Genomic DNA, 20707 nt, shown 5'->3' on the forward strand with positions numbered 1-20707 from the left:
GCGTTTCGGCCATCACGCACACTTGCAGCAAATGAAAACTAAAAAGCAAAATCAATGAATTCTTCAAGGAGCTGCTCTTGCTCCGCACTACGTGTAAGCGAAATCGTGTTCAACAGAACGGAAGGCTGTTCACAAATCTGGCTAATAATCGTTAATAAATCCTCGGCGAAATGACGAATCATATTCGGGGTAAACAATTTCGTACAGTATTCGAATTGACCGCTAATCGTGCCATCCTTCTCTACTTTCAGTTCCAGAGTCAGATCGAATCTGGCGATCGTTTGATAGTGCATGAACGGTTCTACGGTCATCTCTCGGATCTCGTCAATACTTCGGTCTTCGGTGTTTTGCAGCACAAATACGGTGTCAAACAACGGATTGCGGCTTAATTCCCACGCAACCTGCACTTTTTCCAAAAGCTCCTCGAACGGATAATCCTGATGCTCATAGGCTTGGAGAGTCGTCTCCTTCATTTCCTCCAAATAGGACAGGAACGTCTTCTCTCCCGCCGGATAACTGCGGATGGCGAGCGTATTGACGAACATTCCGATCAGCGCCTCAACATCTGTATGCGTTCTTCCTGCAATCGGCGCGCCCACGATGATATCTTCCTGACCAGAGTATTTATGAAGCAAAACCGTATAAGCTGCCAACAACACCATGTATAAAGTTGACCCGGTTTCCTCGCAAATTCGCTTCAATCCTTCGCTTCTCTGATTGTCGATGACGATGCTCAGCACGGCTCCCTCAAAGCTGCGAATGACCGGTCTGGCGAAATCGGTCGGCAGTTCCAAGCGCGGCAGTTCGCCGCTCAAAACATTTGTCCAGTAAGCCTCCAGCTGTTTCATTCGTTCACGCTGCGCTGCGGACTGTTGCCATACGGCATAATCCTTATATTGAATCCGCAGAGGCGGCAACGTCTCCTCGCTGTACAAACGAACAAATTCATCTATTACAATGTTGATGGAAATGCCGTCGGAAATGATATGGTGCATATCAAACAACAGAATATGGCGTTTTTTCTCTATTTGAATCAGCCCTACCCTCAGTAAAGGAGGCTGCTCCAGATCAAAGGTACGGACAAATTGTCGTGCAATTTCCTCAGCTTCCTCTTCCGTTGCCTGCCTATACTCCACCGCAAAATCCACCTGCGGGTATATCCGCTGTACCGGCTCGCCGTCTACTAGCTCAAACCCGGTGCGCAGCGTCTCATGACGCGCAATCAGAGTGCGGAATGCCGTTTCGAAACGCGCCCGGTCGAGCGGCCCTGAAAGGAGCAGCGCTCCCGACATGTTATAGCTTTGTTCCGCTCCCTCCGTTTGCTGCAAAATATATAACCGTTTCTGCGCCGAAGACATCGGGTAATAATCGCTTTCTTCTGCCGTAGGAATGGAGACGTGCTCCGCTCGCTCCATCCGCTTGATCGCTTCGGCCATTTCCTCGACCGTCGCGTAGCGGAATACGTCCCGCAGCGGCAGCTCCACGTTCAGCTCCTTGTGAATTTTGCTGACCAGTGTGGTTGCCCGCAAGGAGTGACCCCCGAGGTCAAAGAAATTGGCTCGAACGCCAACCCGCTCAGCCCCGAGCACCTCCTGCCAGATGCCTGCCAGCTTCGCCTCCAGCGCTGTCCGTGGCGCCACATGCTCCACGCCGCTCTGTCCGCCTTCCGGCGCTGGCAGCGCCTTGCGGTCGATTTTGCCGTTCGCCGTGAGCGGCAGCCTCTCCAGCTGCACAAAGTACGACGGGATCATGTACCCCGGCAGCTCCTGCGACAGCGCTGCTCTCAGCTCGCTTGCCTTCCGCTCATGGTCCGCCGTGTAGTACGCGCACAGGGCTTTCTCCCCGCCTGCGTCCTCTCGCACCACCACGACCGCTTCTCCTATGCCTTCTGCTTTCAGCAGCTGCGACTCGATCTCCCCGATCTCGATCCGGTAGCCCCGGATTTTCGCCTGATGGTCGATCCGGCCGATAAAGTCCACGTTCCCGTCCGGCATCCAGCGTGCCAGATCACCCGTTCGGTACAACCGCTCCCTCGCTTCGAACGGGCTAGGCACAAACTTCTCCGCCGTCAGCTCCGGTTGATTCCAGTAGCCGCGGGCCACGCCCGCTCCTCCGATGCACAATTCCCCCAGCACGCCCACCGGCACCGGATTCAGATGCGCATCGACGATTGCAAACCGTGCGTTCAGCCACGCCTTGCCGATCGGCACATTGCCTGCTTCCGGCAGTTGCTCCAATGGCTCCTCGTAGTAGCTCGAGTCAATCGCCGCTTCCGTCACGCCGTACGCGTTGATGATGCGGATCTGCTCGCCGTACCTCTCCTGCAGCTCGCGGTAATCCCCCACGCTGCAGCTGTCCGAGCTCGTAATCAGCAGTCGCATCGAGGGAAGCGACAGCTCCTGCTCGGTGATATACGCCATGAACGGCACGATGAGCGCCGGTGTCGATTCGAAGATCGTAATCTCGCATTCCCGTATCCAGCTGTACAGCCGGGCAGGGTCGATCCGATCGTCCTTCGGACAAATGACTATCGTTCCCCCGTTGTACAGCGTCCGCGCTATATCCCCCACGAACACGTCGAAGGAGAAGCTCGCTAATTGCAGCAGCCGGACGGGGAACTCGTTCAGGCGGTATTCCCGGCGATAGCCATCCGCCGTATTCACCAAACTGCGGTGCTCAATCATGACGCCCTTCGGTCGCCCCGTTGTCCCCGACGTGTAGATGACATAGGCCAGATCACTCGGCTTGTTGACATGCGTCAAATTCATTCGGTTCGAATCGTTCGACGCGCCTTCGTTATAAAGCGCCTCGTCATCCAAGCACAGCACGGTCTGCAGCGTCTGCTCCTCCGCCAGCCACTCCCGCGTGCGCTCCTCCAGATGCGTCTGTGTCAGCAGCACTTCCGCTCCGCTATCCGCCAGCATAAAACGGATGCGGTCGGCCGGGTAATCCGGATCGAGCGGCACATAGGCGCCTCCCGCCTTCCATACCGCCAGCGCCCCGACCAGCAGGTCCACCGACCGATCGGCCAAAATGCCGACCAGCTGATCCGGCTTCACCCCTTGGGCTCGCAGGCTGCGCGCCAGAACGTTCGAACGATCGTTCAGCTCGCGGTACGTCAGCCGCGTCTTCTCGTACACCACCGCCGTCGCCTCCGGGCTTCGCTCCGCTTGCTCCTCAAACTGGTGATGGAAGGTTTTCTCCAGCAGCGGCGGCGCGGTCTCAGGATTGAATACGCGCTGAATTTGCTCCTGCTCCTCCGCCGTCAGCAGACCTAACGACGCGATTGTCGCGCCCGGATCATTCACGATCGCGGCGACCACTTGCTCGAAGTGCTTCGCTAACCGCTCTATCGTTTCTTGCTTGTACAATGCCGTTGCATATTCGAGGGCACATTCCAAACCGCCCTTGCCTTCCATAACGTCCAGACTCAGGTCAAATTTCGACACCAAATGGGCATTCGGATACAAAGCCAGTTGAAGGCCCTCAAGATGATAAGCTCTATTTTCCAAGCTTTGCAGCGAAAACATAGTGTCAAAGAGCGGATTCCGGCTCAAGTCGCGGGTCAGCTGCAATTGCTCCACCAGTTCCTCGAACGGATAATCCTGGTGCTCGTAGGCTCCCAAGGTCGTTTCCTTCACTTCCGCCAAATACGACAGGAAGGTTTTGTCCCCCACCGGGTTATTGCGCAGCGCCAGTGTATTGACGAACATCCCGATCAAAGGCTGCAGGTCGCCATGCGTCCTTCCCGCGATGGGCGTGCCGACAATAATATCTTCCTGACCCGTATACTTTTGCAGCAAAATCGTATACGCCGCAAGCAACACCATGTACAGCGTCGCACCGTTTTCCGCCGCGATTCGCTTCAAGCCCTCGCTCTTCTCCGCATCCAGATGGAATTGCAGCGTATGCCCATCGTAGCGCTGCACGGCAGGACGCGCATAATCTGTCGGCAGCTCCAGCACCGGCAGTTCGCCGCTAAACTGGCTCAGCCAGTAGGCTCCCTGCTTGTTCAAACGCTCGCGCTGCGCTTCGGATTGCTGCCATACTGCGTAATCCTTGTACTGGATTCGCAGCTCAGGCAGCTCCTCGCCTCCGTATAAGCGGACAAGCTCCTCCACTAAGATATCCACGGACACGCCGTCGGAGATAATATGATGCATATCCAGCAACAGGAGTTGGCTCTCTTTAGACAGCTCCAGCAAACCTGCACGCAATAATGGCGGCTGTCCCAGATCGAACGCTCGGGCAAAATGTCTCATCGCCTCCTGCGCTTCTTCATCACTTACTTTCCGATGCTCCAATATTAATTCCGCCTGCGGGTATATCCGCTGCACAGGTTCCCCATCCACCAGCACAAAGCCAGTGCGCAGCGTCTCATGACGCGCGATTAAAAGCCGGAAAGCTTCTTCAAGCCGCTCCCGGTCAAGTATGCCGTCAAGCTTCATAATCCCCGGCATGTTATAGCTTTGCTCTGCTCCATCCAACTGTTGCAAAATATAAAGCCGCTTTTGCGCTGACGATACCGGGTAATACTCCTTTTCTTCGGTGAGCGGTATAGAGGCATACAGCTTCTCTTCCATCCCGCCCATCTCCCGAGCCATTTCCTCAATGGTCGGAAGTCGGAATACGTCCCGCAGTGACAGATTGATGTTCATCTCTTCGTGGAGCTTGCTTGCCAACGCGGTCGCACGAAGGGAATGCCCGCCAAGATCGAAGAAATTGTCCTTCACTCCGATCCTTTCCGTTCCAAGCACCTCTTGCCAAATGCGCACGAGCTGCTCCTCCAGCGCTGTACGAGGCGCGATGTATTCCGCACCGGTATTCACGCTTCCCTCTGGCGCAGGCAGCGCCTTGCGGTCCGTCTTCCCGTTCGCCGTCAGCGGCATCTTCTCCAGCTGCACGAAGTACGACGGAATCATGTACCCCGGCATCTCCTGCAACAGCCTTCCTCTTAGCTCGCTCACCGTCAGCAGCTTGTCCGCTACTACGTACGCGCACAGCTGCTTCTCGCCGTTTTCATCCTCCCGCGCCATGACCATCGCTTCCCGCACGGACTCCACCTTCAACAGCTGCGCTTCCACTTCCCCAAGCTCGATTCGGTACCCGCGTATTTTCACTTGATGGTCGATCCGTCCCATGTATTCGATGTTGCCGTCCGGCAGCCATCTCGCCAAATCCCCTGATCGGTACATCCGCTCGCCTGGCGCAAACGGATCGTCCACGAATTTCTCCGCTGTCAGCTCGGGGCGGTTCAAGTAACCGCGCGCCAGACCTTCTCCGGCTACATACATCTCTCCTGCCACTCCCGCTGGCACGCATCGGCGCTTCCCATCCAGAACGTACACCTTCAGCGTCGGGATCGGTCTTCCGATATTGCTTCTTCCCTCGGCGATTTCCACCTCGGTAATTTCCTTGTAGGTCACGTGTACCGTCGTTTCGGTGATCCCGTACATATTGATCAGCTGCGTATTCGGGTACCTCTTCCTCCACGCCTTCAGCTGCTGCGGCGCCAGCGCCTCTCCTCCGAAGATCACCTTTCGAAGGCTCAGCGTTTGCCCGCTCTCCGCCAGCGCTTCGCGAAGCAGCTGGTAGAAATACGTCGGCGTCTGGTTCAGAATCGTCACGCCTCGCTCCTTCAGCAGCTGCAAAAACTGTCCCGGCTGCTTCGCCGTCATCGGCGGCACAATGACCAGCTTGCCTCCGTACAGCAGCGCTCCGTACATTTCCCACACCGAGAAGTCGAAGCAGAACGAATGGAACAAGGTCCATGTATCGGATGCGCCGAAGTCGAACTGGTTTTTGCTGTTGAACAGCAGCCGCACGACGTTTTTATGCTCGATCAAGGTGCCTTTCGGCTTGCCTGTCGTTCCCGAGGTATAGATCACGTAAGCCAAATCGTTCGGCTCGTTAACCGAGGCGAGGCTCGTGCTGTCCGCTGCGTAGGTCTGCTCGTCATCCAGCAGCAGGCAGACGCCCGCAAACGTCGCTTTGTCCCGCAAATGCGCTTGCAGCAGCAGCACGCCGACTCCCGAATCGTCCAGCATGTAGCGAATACGCTCCTCTGGATATTCCGGATCAATCGGCACATACGCCCCGCCCGCCTTCAAAATCGCGAGAATCCCGATCACCATGAAAGGAGAACGTTCAGCCATAATGCCCACCAGCTGATCCGCCCCTACGCCTTGACTGCGCAGAGTACGCGCCAGACGATTCGCCCGCTCATTCAGCTCGCGGTACGTCAGACGCTCGTCCTCGTACTCGACCGCGACCGCATCCGCATGACGCTCCGCCTGCTCCTCGAACAACGCCTGAATCGTCTTCTCTCTCGGGTAATCCGCTTCCGTATCGTTGAAGGCGGTGATCAGCCTGCGCTGCTCCTCTTCGCTTATAAGCGAAAGCTCGGAGATTTTCTGATATGGGCTGCGAATCATATGCTCCAAGACACAGTTGAATTGTTGAATGATCGCCTTCGCTTCCTGCTCGTCAAATAGCTGTGTGCGGTAATACAGATCAACAAAGAGCTTCCCATCATCTGTAAAATCCAGTACATGAATATCAAAGTCGTTAACCGAATCCTCGGTGTAATCTTGATTCCCATTTACAACCGCCTCATCCATACGAAAGAAGCTCAATGCTCGGTATTGTATCGACACGCCAAACAACCGCTGGACATCCTGATTGCGGTGAACCTCTCGCAAGTCCTGAATGATCTTATTGTACGGATAACGCTGATGACGCAGGATGGAGGCTTGTTCTTTGGCGACATTTTTTAGAAACGAAAGCAATTCCTGCTCAGGCTCTACCAGCATCCTCGTTGCGACCGTACTGACGAACATACCTACCGTTTCCTTTTCTTTCCTTGTCGTCCGGTTCGCATACAATGTTCCAATTGCCACATCCTGCTCGCTCGTTACCTTATGCATGTAAATATATAAAGCGCTCAAAAAGAAGGTAAAGATACTGATCTGATGCTCCTCGCAAAAAGCTTTTACGCCATGATGCAGCTCATCATTAAGCATCCATCTCTCAGCTCTTGCGTCCGTACCCATCGTTAGCGGATTGTATGACTTCAAGCTTATGGCTTCGGGCAAAGTGCCGAATTTTGCGAGCCAATAGTCCTTGTCCTTCTGATAGCGCTCGGATTGCTCGTAATCGTGCTCGACCTGAATAAAATCAATATAAGAGCTGTACTTACAAGGAGAGCTGTTGCCCCTTATGATATTGGAATAATGCTGCATGATTTCATTCGTGACCAAATTCATGGAGATGCCATCGGATACGATGTGATGCATCTTGAAATTGATCCACGTCTCCTCGTCCCCAATCCGTACCACAACGAACTCGTGCAGCTCGGATTCCAGCAGCTCAAGCGGAATCGACCGAAGCTCAAGCATCTTTTGCTCCGCCTGCTCCTTGCTCAAATCCATACATTCGAAATCCTTCTCCTCATAATCCCGAACGTATTGATAAGGAACTCCATTCTCCGTCTTCAATCGGATACGAAAAGAGTCGCTTTGCTCAATGACTTTGTTTATGGCTTGCTTCAAAGCGGTCACATGGATGCGGCCTGTTATTTTCACTATCGCAACGATCGTCGAGGTCGTTCGATTTGGATATAGCAATTCGGTATACCAAATCCGCTCCTGGGGTTGCGTTAATGGAAATAATGGAACATTGTTGTTTTTCATCGTCTCTCCCCTTGATAAATTCTTGATTGAACCTCCGAGGTACGCGCCGCCTAGCCAGACGCTCCGACGTTGTGCTATGTAAACGCCAAAATGATCGCTACAAGCCAGAGCGCTTGGCAAGAGCATCGCCGTCCATTCTTCCAAGCGGTGTTTATGTCAGCTGAGGCTGAAGTGAATTGATCAAGGTGCAGCATTCCGATACGACCCGCTTGAATATTTCGCATCCGGCAGCTAGCTCGTCCATGGAAATCGTAAGCGCAGGCATCAGCTTAACAACCATATCTTGACGTCCGGCTCGTTCGACAATGAGTCCAAGCTCATAGCATCGAGACACGATGGCTTTGGAGAGATGCTCATCCTGGCAAGCCGATACGTCGATGCCCCAAATCAATCCCATACCGCGCATCGTGATGAGTGGATTGATCGGCAAAATATGCTCCTTCAAGTATTGCTCAACAAACTGCGCTTTACGTTCCGTCTCTGCTTCCAACTGCGTCAATTCCCGCAGCTCAAGAGCCGCCGTCGCGCCAACGAACGCAAGCTGATTTCCCCGGAACGTCCCGTTATGTTCAGCCGGCTGCCAAACATCCAGTTCGGGCTTTAACAGCAGCAACGACATCGGCAGGCCATAACCGCTGATTGATTTGGAGAGCACGACCAGATCGGGAACAATCCCCGCCCGTTCGAAGGAGAAAAATGAACCTGTTCGTCCGCAGCCTACCTGGATATCGTCGACGATCAGCAATATATCGTGACGGTTGCAAAGCTCCCGAAGATCCTGCAGCCACTGGGTAGGCGCCGCATTTAAACCGCCCTCAGCTTGCATGGTTTCAAGGATGATAGCTGCCGGCTTGGCTATCCCCGAATGATCATCCGTTAATATCGCTTCCATGTAGCCGATTGTATCCAAGCTGTCGATAAAGCCCGTTGGGAATGGCATAAACGTAACATCATGAAGCGGCAATCCTCCCGCTTCGCGGTGGTATAGACTACTTGTAGCGGATAAGCTTCCAAGCGACATTCCATGAAACGAACCGATGAAAGCAAACACGCCCGTCCTTCCCTTCACTTTTCTTGCCAATTTCAGCGCCGCCTCTACCGCATTGGTTCCAGTAGGGCCGCAAAACTGTAGCTTGTAGTCGAGACCGCGCGGCTTCAGAATTTTGTCTGAGAACGTCTGCAAAAAGGTCTCCTTGGCGGAAGTGTACATATCCAGTCCGTGACTAAGGCCGTCCGATTGCAAATATTGGATGAGCTGTTGCTTGATAAAATCATTATTGTGCCCGTAATTTAGCGCTCCGGCTCCGGCGAAGAAATCGATAAACGCTTTGCCGGACTCGGCGTATAATACCGAGCCTTTCGCACGCACAAAAACATCGGGGAAAGAACGGCAATAAGATCTTACATTGGATTCCAGCATTTCGAATGTGGTTGTCATAAAAAAAATCCCTCCATAATTATGAAAATGTGCATAACAAAAAGACTTCCTTAATAGGCGGCGATGGACAGCAATGAGCGTGATTTCATCATTTTTATGCGACCGTTGGTTAACGTACAGCCTGACCGCTTGCAGCAACCCCCCTCAACTGAGGTGATAATTCGCGCAACACACTTCTGATGACCTCTTGTTCCTGTTGTTGGAGAAAAAAATGATTACCCTCCAGCATCTGAACTTGGAATGCACCATTTGTATGCTCTTGCCAAGCGTCAAGCGATTCAATACTTACGTCATGGTCCTGCAATCCGCCAAAAACCGAAATCGGACAAGGAAGCACTTCCCCCGGTCTGTATACATAGTTTTCAACGGCGGAAAAGTCAGCCCGCAATTGAGGCATTACAATTTCCATCAATTCATCATTCTGTAAAACTTCTTCAGGTGTGCCTTGCATGAGCTGAAGCTCTTTCTTAAACTGATCATCGGGCAATTTGTGTAGGGATTTTCTTGGATAAGGCAGGTGAGGCGCAGTTTTACCTGATACGAATAAGTGGAGTGGAGCCACATGATGCTTGAAGTGTAATTGACGAGCGGTTTCAAAGGCTATTAGCCCCCCCATGCTGTGGCCGAAAAATGCGAAGGGCGTATGTAAAAACGGTGTTATCTCCGAGACAAGCGAATGAACGATAGCCTCGACGGAATCCATCGGGTCCTCTAACATTCTGCTTTCTCGGCCTGGAAGCTGAACGGGACAAACTTGAATGTGAGTCGGCAATTCTCGCTTCCAGTTACTAAATACAGAGGCTCCGCCGCCGGCGTAAGGAAAACAAAATAAGCGGAGCTTTGCAAAAGAGCCGGCATGCGCATTCAAGAACCAGGAACTCTCTCGAACAGTCATCTCTCTATCACCCACATCATAGTATTTATGTGGCTACTATAACAAAAATATCAAAAATATACAATTTAAAAATTGTAAAAAGCGAGTAAAACAGACTAAATTAAACATTAAGAGACCGTAAAGGCGCATAACCATTGATTTTTATAGATATTGGGAGATTTCCCATAAGGTTCTTTAGTTCGTGAATCCTCACTGCCTAAAACACCCCATTTTCATCAAAAATCCATATAGGACAAGGCTTACGCCTGCACCACCTTGGTTCATTTCCTCCCATTTCAATTTTTGAAGCTTTTGGTTTTTACCATTTTGGAATTATTATAGATTTTTATGGTTATTACACCAAAAAACTCGATTTTTACTACCTACCTACAAATTAACGAGAAACTAGGCTGCAATCCGGAACCCGTTGAAGACGAAAACTTACCCTTTGTGCAGAGCTGTCTATCTACTACGCTTCTTGTATACATAATTCATTAAGCCTATTGACAGTACATACCAAACCCTTGTCTGTGACAACATGAAGGAGCACTCAAACGATTAGTCGGTGATGAGAAAGAGCCTACCGAAGAGCTATTGCAATTATCTGTTTACTATGAATTTGGGTTTCGCTTTCGGTTTTGTCATGTTCGTAGCGGAAAAGAAAAAGCCTGGCGCATTAACCGATAGCACGGCAATTGCGCAGGCTTAATCCTACATCAAAAACATATATAAGACCTATATTCCAAAACAGGCCGAAATACACTTGCGTCAGTACGACGAAATGTTTAGAGCCCAAATGCGACCAAAGGAGGAGTCGATTGCATGACTCCATCCATGCGCAAGGCTTGTTGATATGATCCTTCTTGTTGGGGCTCTGGCTTACGTTCAGCCTATCGTTTAGGCTTGCGGCTATACGCCATATTGCTCGATTTTGATTAAATTCGTCGTGCCGGACTGACCAACAGGCGCACCTGCCGTAATGACGACAAAATCGCCCTCAGCAAGCAGTCCCGTTTGCTCCGCATCCGCCATTGCAGCATGCAGCAGCTCGTCCGTCGTTCCTGTCTTCGTGCCCTTCACCGGAATAACGCCCCATAGCAGCGCTAGCAGCGGCAACATTTTCTCGTCGGAAGTAATCGCGATAACTGGCGATTGCGGGCGATATTTGGATACCATTCGCGCCGTAAAGCCGCTTTCCGTGCGCGTTAGAATCGCTTTCGCCTTCAGCTCAAGAGATGAGCTGACAACCGCTTGGCTAATGACTTCTGTAATCGTCGTTGAAGCAAGCTGACGGCGCTCTTGGAAGCCTGTGTAGTAGTCCAACTGAGACTCTGCTTTAAGCGCAATGGCTGCCATTGTCGCAACCGATTGGACCGGATATTTTCCTGCAGCCGTCTCGCCGGACAGCATGATCGCATCCGTTCCTTGCATAACCGCACCTGCAACGTCACTCACTTCAGCGCGTGAAGGACGAGGGTTTACTTGCATGGAATCCAGCATATGAGTCGCAACGATAACAGCTTTGCCAGCAACGTTACATTTATTGATCATGTCACGCTGCATAGAGGGAACATCCTGAACTGGAATCTCAACACCGAGGTCTCCACGGGCAACCATAATGCCATCCGATGCTGCAATGATCGCATCTAGGTTGACGACGCCCTCTTCATTTTCAATTTTCGAAATGATTTGAACATGGCCAGCACCGTGCGCCTGCAGCAGCTCGCGAATTTCCAAAATGTCCTCCGCTCTTCTTACGAAGGAAGGCGCGATAATATCAATATTTTGTTGAATGCCGAAGTGGATATGGCGAATGTCGCGCTCCGTAACACCCGGCAGCGTCGTGCGGATACCCGGCAGGTTAACCCCTTTGCGCGGTTTGATCAGACCACCGTTTACGATCGTACAGTGCACTTCCGTCGCTTCCACCGATGCTACCTCAAGATCAATCAGACCATCGTCAAGCAAAATCGTATTGCCCGGCTTCACGACAAGCGGAAGCTCGCTGTAGTTAACATGAATGCGGCGGCCGTTGCCAAGCACGTCTTCCGTCGTCAGCGTCAGCGTTTCGCCAGCCACCAGCAGGTAAGAGGCTTCCTCCAGCTTGCCAATCCGCACCTCCGGCCCTTTAATATCCAGCAAAATCGGCACGATTGCATTTTCAGCAGCAGCCGCTTCGCGAATCCGCTCAATCCGCCCAGCATGATCCTCCAGTTCCCCGTGCGCCATATTCAGCCGCGCCACATTCATCCCTGATCGAATCATTTCCCTTAAAGTATCAACCGAATCACAAGCGGGTCCCATCGTACAAACAATTTTGGTTTTACGCATGAAGTCTCAATCCTCCTGAACATTTATACCCCTATTATAAACCTAGCCGTTTCAATCGACTACGAAATATAGTATTCTAAATGAAATATAGTACTATCAAAGCGTAAACGACTTTCGCCGTCCTTTGGCGGCAAAGCTTCCGTTTTGAGAACAGAAAATAAGCCGAATACATGAGTGAAACTTATCATTTCATATATTTTTTAAAAAGGAGGCTAACGCCCTAAATGCTGCAAGTAACAGACGTTCGGCAGGACCGGGGAATGGATTGGTTTTACGAAAAAAATACAACAAATACGAACGAAGCCGCGTTGATACTGGTGAGCTACGGGACCGTCGTCTATTGGATTGAAAACGAGAAGGTTATCGCCGAGAAAGGCGACCTGCTCTATATTCCGCCGAATCAAGCTTATTATGGCAAATGTGTGCCTACTGTTTTTCATGAGAAGTTTGTGGTTGCCATAACGCTGTCTGCCGCTCCCGTGTTGCCGCTGCTTCAGCGCCAGACATGGGTGAAATCCCGCATTGGCATGTACGATATGCTGCTAGCCAGAATGAAGCATTTGCATGCGGAATGGCTAGAGCAGGCTGAGTATGCGAATATAATCGCGCAGGCTGTCGTAACCGAATGGCTGGCGGTCTGGAACCGCGAATGGAACAAGGGGCCAGCGATGGCCGATACGAACCAGCAGGTAGAGCGCATGAAGCATTATATTTTCAACCATTACCGTGAAAAAATTACGAAGGAGGAGCTTGGCAGCTACATTCAGAAAAGCCCCAACTATGCCGCCACCCTCTTCCGCCGTGTTACGGGGCAGACGATCAGCACCTTCGTTCATGATACGCGGATGAAAAAAGCGATCTATCTACTCATCGACTCCATGCTGACGGTTGGTGAGGTTGCTGAATTCGTCGGCTATCGCGACGTTTCTTACTTCCAGCGGCTATTCAAGCGCTTTACTGGAAGGACGCCGACCTTTTATATGACAGAGCGCGCCAAGACCCAGCCGTGAATACGTGAATAACCCATTGAATATACCGAATAATCGTCCTTACTGGGCAAGGTGCGACCTATTTTTTCATCTTTAAGCACTGCACGCTTGTCCATTTAGCATTATAATAAGAAATGATGTAATCACTTACATGGAGGTTGATAAACGTATGAGTTCGATCCCTTTGCATAAACGCGGCATTGAAGCGAGCCAGCTCGTTCTCGGCTGCATGCGCTTTGGCGGCGGCTGGAACCGCAATCCGATTGAGGCCGAGCACTTTAAGGAAGGCCATGCAGCCGTCGACGCAGCGCTGGAAATTGGCATTAATATGTATGATCATGCAGATATCTATACGTTCGGCAAAGCCGAGCAGGTTTTCGGTCAAGTGCTGAAGGACCGTCCGGGCCTGCGCGAGCAAATCATTTTGCAATCCAAATGCGGCATTCGCCTGCAAGGCGGCGATGATGAGCCTCAGCGCTTTGACTTTTCGGAAAGTCATATTTTAAGCAGTGTTGATGGCATTTTGGAGCGGCTGCAAACGGAATATCTCGACATTTTGCTGCTGCATCGCCCTGACGCGCTTGTCGAGCCGGAGGAAGTGGCCAGCGCCATTGCGAAGCTTAAGGCTTCCGGCAAGGTTCGCGCATTTGGCGTTTCCAATATGAGCCAAGGACAGATTAAACTGCTTCGTGCCTATACGGACGAGCCGTTTATTGTCAATCAACTGGAGCTTAGCCTGCTCAAGCATGGATTTATTGATACAGGGATGCATGTCAATCAGCTCGCAGCACGCGATAATGTGTTCCCGGAGGGGACGCTGGAATATTGCCGAATGGAAAATATTCAGCTGCAATCGTGGGGCCCGCTCGCCCAAGGCATCTATTCTGGCGCTTCGCTGGGCGACAGCCCGGAATCGGTTGTGGCAACAGCCGCCCTCGTTGCTGAATTCGCCGAGCGTAAGGATACGACGCCGGAATCGATTGTGCTCGCATGGCTAATGAGACATCCGGCGAACATTCAGCCGGTTATCGGCTCAATCAATCCTAAGCGTATACTCGCCTGCAAAGATGCAAATACGCTGCGCCTGACACGTGAGGAATGGTACAGACTGTATAACTGCTCGCGCGGCAAAGCGCTGCCTTAAGGTTGATGAGGCTGTTGAGCACAATGATACTTCTACGTTTTTGCAAATAGCCCCACCGAAAAAATCCAAGAAGACAAGGCTTGCTCGACCAGCATGCAAAAAAAGCTTCCAGCCCCGCTTTTCGCGGCGCCGGAAGCTTTTTTCTTATTCGTTTCACAGTCATCTCTTCATTCATTGCTTATTCATGACGTGTTGACCAAATCGACTACAACGTGACTAGGCGTGACTGTTCCAGACTAATCATCAACTTAAACGCCAACAGCGCGGAAACGGTAAACCTTGCTTGCATAGTCATTATGGAATTGCGGAGACGCAAGCCCCGCATACAGCAGCTCGTCGCCGCCATACGTCTCGCCATTCTCTTCCCATACATAATCGCGGCTTGGATCAAGCCCTTTCAGTACGAAGCGGTCAAGAGGCGCATTCGGCTCCTGCAAGACGGATGTGTAGACAGCAAACGCCTCGCTCTTGTCTTTGGAAACGAACATCCAAGCCGCAATATTGCCTTCGAAAGGGCTGGACAGACGATAGAAATCGCCGAACTGTACGAGATGGCGGATTTCTTTATAGAGCGCAATCTGACCTTTCACCGTTTCCTTCTCATCGTCGGTGAACTTCGTCAAATCCAGCTCATAACCAAAGTTGCCGGAAAGCGCCACATTGCCGCGAGTCTCAAGCGGCGTATTGCGGCCGACCTGATGGTTAGGAATATCCGATACGTGGGAGCCCATTGAGCTAATCGGATAGACAAGGCTTGTGCCATATTGAATTTTCAGCCTAGACACGGCATCGGTATTATCGCTTGTCCAGGTTTGCGGCATGTAATACAGCATGCCCGGATCAAAGCGTCCGCCGCCGCCCGAGCAGCTTTCGAACAAAATATGCGGGAATGCAGACGTGATGCGCTCCAGCACCTCATAAAGACCAAGCATGTAACGATGGGCCGTCTCACGCTGACGCTCGGCTGGAAGCAGCGCTGAGCCGATCTCGGACATATTGCGGTTCATATCCCATTTTACATAAGTAATCGGCGCGCTAGCGAGAACATCCGAAATCGTTTTAACAATGTAATCGCGAACGTCGGCACGGGACAGATCCAATATGAGCTGATTGCGCGCCTCTGTACGGCGTCTTCCCTCGACATGCAGACACCAATCAGGATGAGCACGATACAGCTCGCTGTTCGGTGATACCATTTCCGGCTCGAACCATAGGCCGAACTGCATATCCAGCTTGCGAATACGCGCTACCAGATCATCAAGACCGCCCGGCAGCTTGTTTTTGTCAACGAACCAGTCGCCAAGCGACGAATTATCACTATTGCGCTGTCCAAACCAGCCATCATCAAGGACGAACAGCTCCATGCCTAGCTCCTTGCCAACCTTAGCTATATCCTCAATTTTATCCGCTGTAAAGTTAAAATAAGTAGCTTCCCAGTTATTGATCAAAATCGGCCTGCTCTCATCACGGAAGCTGCCGCGGCAAAGACGCGAGCGATAGAGATCATGGAAGCTGCGGGACATGCCGCCCAGCCCTTCGGAGGAATGAACGAGCACCGCCTCTGGCGTCTGGAATTGCTCGCCCGGCTCCAGTCTCCAATTGAAATCAAACGGATTGATACCGATAAACAATCTTGCGGTATGGTATTGATCAACCTCAACGCCGCCGACAAAGTTGCCGCTGTAGACGAGGTTTACACCGTACACATCGCCATGATCCTCTGTCGCCCCTTCGGACAACAGCGCGATAAATGGATTTTGCGCGTGGCTGCTGGCGCCGCGACGGCTTTCCACCGATTGCAGTCCCGGCTCAAGATGGCGGCGATGAATGTAACGCTCGCGTGCCCATGCACCAGACAGCTGAAGCATATCATAGTGGTCATTCGGCAAATCCAGGCTCATACTAAGCGCCCGCAGCAGCTGCAGCGTATTCTCTCCGCCATTAATGACACGAGCTGAGCGGGTAATCGCATTATACGATTCGAATACGGTATAGCTCAGTACGACACGCAGGCCAGAATAGCTGTCTGCAAGTGTCATTTCAAGGGTCTGTGCTTCATCCTCGCCCTCAACATAAACAGAAGGCAATCCTTCAAGCGCAGGCTTGCCTTTTATGATACGGTGGGAATCGTAACGCAGATCCGTTACCGTCGTTCCGTCAGCCAGCTGTACTTGATACGCAGGATAGCGGAAATCCGAGTTGCCGAATGCCGGATATTCCTGTGGCAGCGTGTCTAGCGATATTTTAAAATCATCCGCTTCCGTTGAAGGACTAAAAGAGCAGCGCTCCTTCAGCTCAAGCAGTCTTCCGAGCTGGCTTCCACGTACCCGCTTGCCCCAATACACATGTGCCGGATAAGCGCCTTTCACCAATCCGATTACATAGCTGGTTTCTTTCGATTGCAGATGAAAAAGCTGATTTTGTTCGTCAAAAATAATAGCCATTATTCGTTAGCCTCCTTATTATGTCCAGCTGTCCCGCTGCTTTCACGCGCCATTAGCGTCGTATTCATCATGACATGCAGCGGAACCTCGCGGCCCTCAATCCGTTCTAAAAGCAGCTGCACGGCTGTCTTGCCCATTTGCTCCGTATACGCCTTAACGCTCGTTAGCGGCGGCTGTATGAAAGCTGATACCTCAATGTCGTCGAAGCCAACAATCGCCATTTGTCCCGGCACCTCCACACCGTGCTCATGCAGCGCGTGAAGCGCACCGATTGCCATTGGATCGCTGCCGACAAAGCATGCCGTGGGACGCTCTTCCTGTCCTAGCAGCTTGTTCATCAGCTCATAGCCGCTGCCTGTTGTCCATTCCCCCGCAAGCACCCATTCCGGGCGCAAAATGCCTTGCGACTCCAGCAGGCGCTGCATATGCTTGCGCCGCGGCTCGTCGGCGGCTTGAACGACTCCTCCGCCAATATAGCCAATGCGGGTATGTCCAAGCTCCAGCAAATGCTCCATTACATCGTCAACCGCCTGCTCAAAATTCAAGTTGACCGTGTCATAATCCCGCAGCTTGCCCAGATGGTCAATCAAAACCACCTTGTGGCCCTCGTACAGCATTCGAACATCGCGCTGCGCTACACCGCCAACGACAATGAGGCCATCCAGCTGCGGATGAGGCTCCATAGTCCCACCAATGCGCCATACTTTAACGATGGCGATCCCCAATTCCTCACAGCGGCGTTCAACCCCTCTGCGAATCGACAGAAAGTAAGGATCAATATCCTCATGTTCAAGCGTAAAGCTCAGCAATAAGCCAATTTGCAGCTGTGAGCGCTGGCTTTCTTGCTTGAGCCGTTTTAGACGCGATGGCTTGTACTGCAACTTTTCCGCTATCGCGAATATGCGCGCACGCGTCTCTTCGCCAACAGCGAGCGTCATATCGTTGTTGAGCACACGCGACACCGTAGCGGCGGACACCTCCGCCATAGCCGCAATTTCTTTAATCGTTGCCATATCCTCCACCACATTCGTTTAGTTAATAAATTTACTAAATATCCTACGCTTTATTTTAGCAAATTTCTTAGAGCACGACAAGCCCGGTCTCGAGGAACGCAAAAAAGAGCCCTCCCTTGTACGGGAAGCTCCTGCTGGCTTTTCCTTATTTTACTCCTAACTGGCTTAACTTACTCATGTCCAATCTAAGGCTTACAAGCATTACGACACATGCTTATGGTAAAGCTCAATAAAACGCTCAGCCGTAACCGGAGGGCTATAAATATAGCCTTGCACCAAATCGCATTTATGCTCGCGAATAATTTGCAGCTCCTCGTCCGTTTCGACGCCTTCTGTCACAACCTTCATGTTCAGGTTATGGGCAATGACAACCAATGATTTAAAAATCATTTGCTTCTTGAAATCCGAGACAATATCATGAATAAACGATTTATCCAGCTTCAAATAATGCAGCGGAATGTTCTGCAAATAGCTAAGGGACGAATAGCCCGTTCCAAAATCATCCAGCGAAAGCCTAATGCCCAGTTGCTGCAGCTCGCGCAATATTTTCAGCGTGTGATCGGGATTATCCATAAATATCGTCTCCGTCAGCTCAAGCTCAATTTGCTCTGGCCTGACAGAGGCTTCCGTTATAATAGACTGGATCGTCTCCACAATATGCTTTTGTTGAAATTGCAGCATCGACATATTGACGCTGACCGTTAGCGCCGTGACGCCTTTCTGCTCCCACATTTTAATTTGTCTGCATGCCGTTCGCAGCACCCATTCCCCAAGCGGAATAATGAAGCCCGTCTTCTCGGCAAGCGGGATAAAATCAAGCGGCGAGATCATGCCAAACTCAGGATGGCTCCAACGTATCAAAGCTTCAGCCCCGTATATTTGTCCGGATTTCAAGTCCACCTTCGGCTGGTAATACAATACGAACTGCTCGCCTTCAAGAGCAGGGAACAGACCATTCTCCAGCTCCTGCTCCCGCTTTGAAACATCCTTCATTGATGGAGAGTACAGCCTGCTTGTATTGCGCTGCTTCTTGGCGACAAAAAGCGCTGTGTCTGCCTCCTTAACCATACGATCGCCGGTTTCCTCCGTCAGCTCGTGCTGCAAACTAATGCCAATACTTGCGGTTATGTAAAAAAGTCTGTCATTCAATCGTATAGGTTCAGCAATAGCAAACAAAATATCATCAGCTACAAGCAGCAGCGGATTCATATGATTCACGTCATTCAAAAGCACGACAAATTCATCTCCGCCAAAACGGAACACCTGCCCATTAGCACCAATGGTCTGTTTAAGGCGGTCTGCAAGCTGCTTGAGCAGTTGGTCGCCCATTGCATAATCGAGCGTATCGTTAATAACTTTAAAGCGATCCACATCAATATAAAGCAGCGCAGCCTGCTTGCTGCTGTAAGGCACGGTCTGTATTTGCTTAATATGACGCGTATAGCCATAACGATTGGGCAAGCCCGTTAGCAAATCATGAGTCGCTTGAAATTCAATCAGCTCCTCGCTCGCCTTGCGATGATCAATCATACGATTGAACTGATGCGCCATAAATTCAAATTCATCCTTCGTGTCAATGTCCAGCTTCTGATCCGTGTCGCCCTCCACTAGCGCTGAGGACACATGCACCACTTTGCGAATGTTCTGGAGCACGATTTTGCGAATGAGCCATATCATGAGCATCGTTGTGAAAATAAAAGCAACCAGAGAAATAATAACGGTGTTGCTTAAGCCTTTATAATAGTCCTTGAGCATATTGCCCTTCGGAATGATCGTTTCAAAATACCAGGTTTGATCCTTTATATGTATCGGGTTAAGCAGCCTCATTACAGTCCCGCTAATCCTCGGGTCAGAGGTATACATAATGGTCAGAGCCTGCTCCTTCAGCTCCTCTAAAGATTCGCCATCTGGCAGCGGCAAGTAGGGCTTGGATACCAATGCGCGATCCAGCCCATTTGCAAGATAGCTGTCTTCTGCCGTAATCATCGTCGTGTAGCCGCCCATAGGACGAATCTTCTCCACTTCCTGCTGCACCATGTCAAGCGAAATATCCGCTCCAACGACACCTAGAAAGTTGCCCGCATCATCCAAAATGGGATAAACAAACGACGAAATTAAAAGCCGCTCGCCGTTAATATCATAATAATAGGGCTCCAATAAAGCGAATTTCTTCGTCTTCTTAGGAATTTGGTAATAGTCCCCGTCGCCGATATGCTCATAGTTTTTATTCGGGTAAGCAACGATCCTGCCGCCTTGACGCACAATATAGGGAACAAAACGCCCCGTCTCATCATCGTAGCTGCTCTTATTGCGAAAATTCCCATCCCGATTATCGAACGCATTAGGCTCCCAAACCGTAAAAACACCAAGTATATAAGGCTGTTCCTTCACAAAATTTTCAATAAGCCTAATGGCCTCCGTGCGGTCAGCCATGTTATATTCCTTCATTTGCTGCAAGGATTTCTGTAGACTCTCAAGTCTAATTAAGGCATTATTAATGTCAATGGACATCTTGGTTATGTAAGCATTGGACTGGTTCTGAGCAACCAGTTCCCCTTGGCGCAAGCTAACGTCGTAAAGCTTCATTAATTGAATGGAAGCAAGTAAAGTGAAAGACAGGATCATGAGGGCTCCCAATGTAAAAATTAATTTATGCGCAATACCAACCCTCATTGTTTTCAAGTGCCTATCCTCCTCCAAATGAAGCTGCTTATAGAATCGACGAATTTTGCCAAATTATGATATAGTTCTAGTATACTTGACGCATTAAACCAAACACAACG

At 51.0% G+C, this 20707-nt stretch carries 9 protein-coding genes; 2 read left to right on the plus strand and 7 right to left on the minus strand.

Annotated elements, in window-relative coordinates; translation table 11 throughout:
* Nucleotides 1-38: 38 nt before the first annotated feature.
* The 4 genes from V5J77_RS21475 to pyk all read right to left on the minus strand — a co-directional run bounded on the left by V5J77_RS21475 (nt 39) and on the right by pyk (nt 12334).
* Nucleotides 39-7691: an amino acid adenylation domain-containing protein gene (locus V5J77_RS21475; RefSeq protein ID WP_338552864.1), complete on the minus strand. Its 7653-nt coding sequence runs from the start codon at nt 7689-7691 to the stop codon at nt 39-41.
* 151 nt (nt 7692-7842) lie between these two features.
* Nucleotides 7843-9129 (minus strand): diaminobutyrate--2-oxoglutarate transaminase, encoded by a 1287-nt coding sequence (gene ectB, locus V5J77_RS21480; protein ID WP_338552865.1) that lies wholly within the window; start codon nt 9127-9129, stop codon nt 7843-7845.
* 109 nt (nt 9130-9238) lie between these two features.
* Nucleotides 9239-10024 (minus strand): alpha/beta fold hydrolase, encoded by a 786-nt coding sequence (locus V5J77_RS21485; protein WP_338552866.1) that lies wholly within the window; start codon nt 10022-10024, stop codon nt 9239-9241.
* An 888-nt stretch (nt 10025-10912) separates the two neighbouring features.
* Nucleotides 10913-12334, minus strand: coding sequence for a pyruvate kinase (gene pyk / locus V5J77_RS21490; RefSeq protein WP_338552867.1), 1422 nt, complete (start codon nt 12332-12334; stop codon nt 10913-10915).
* Between the two features lie 224 nt (nt 12335-12558).
* On the opposite strand from pyk, the gene V5J77_RS21495 reads away from it, so the two are divergent.
* Both V5J77_RS21495 and V5J77_RS21500 read left to right on the plus strand, forming a co-directional pair.
* A complete protein-coding gene (locus V5J77_RS21495; protein WP_338552869.1) occupies nt 12559-13344 on the plus strand; it encodes an AraC family transcriptional regulator in 786 nt (261 codons plus the stop codon).
* Nucleotides 13345-13492: 148 nt separating this feature from the next.
* Nucleotides 13493-14467 carry an aldo/keto reductase gene (locus V5J77_RS21500; RefSeq protein WP_338552871.1) on the plus strand — a complete coding sequence of 325 codons (975 nt, stop codon included), beginning with the start codon at nt 13493-13495 and terminating at the stop codon, nt 14465-14467.
* A 248-nt stretch (nt 14468-14715) separates the two neighbouring features.
* On the opposite strand, the gene V5J77_RS21505 is transcribed toward V5J77_RS21500, so the two are convergent.
* From V5J77_RS21505 to V5J77_RS21515, 3 genes are all read right to left on the minus strand, one after another.
* Nucleotides 14716-16911 carry an alpha-galactosidase gene (locus V5J77_RS21505; protein WP_338552872.1) on the minus strand — a complete coding sequence of 732 codons (2196 nt, stop codon included), beginning with the start codon at nt 16909-16911 and terminating at the stop codon, nt 14716-14718.
* The gene (locus tag V5J77_RS21510; protein ID WP_338552873.1) at nt 16911-17924 is read right to left on the minus strand and encodes a LacI family DNA-binding transcriptional regulator; all 1014 of its coding nucleotides are present in this window, start codon (nt 17922-17924) and stop codon (nt 16911-16913) included. Before V5J77_RS21510 ends, V5J77_RS21505 begins: the two co-directional genes overlap by 1 nt.
* Before the next feature lie 201 nt (nt 17925-18125).
* A complete protein-coding gene (locus tag V5J77_RS21515) occupies nt 18126-20597 on the minus strand; it encodes an EAL domain-containing protein (RefSeq protein WP_338556975.1) in 2472 nt (823 codons plus the stop codon).
* Nucleotides 20598-20707: the final 110 nt, after the last annotated feature.

Source organism: Paenibacillus sp. KS-LC4 (assembly GCF_036894955.1).
In the GTDB taxonomy this organism is placed as follows: domain Bacteria; phylum Bacillota; class Bacilli; order Paenibacillales; family Paenibacillaceae; genus Pristimantibacillus.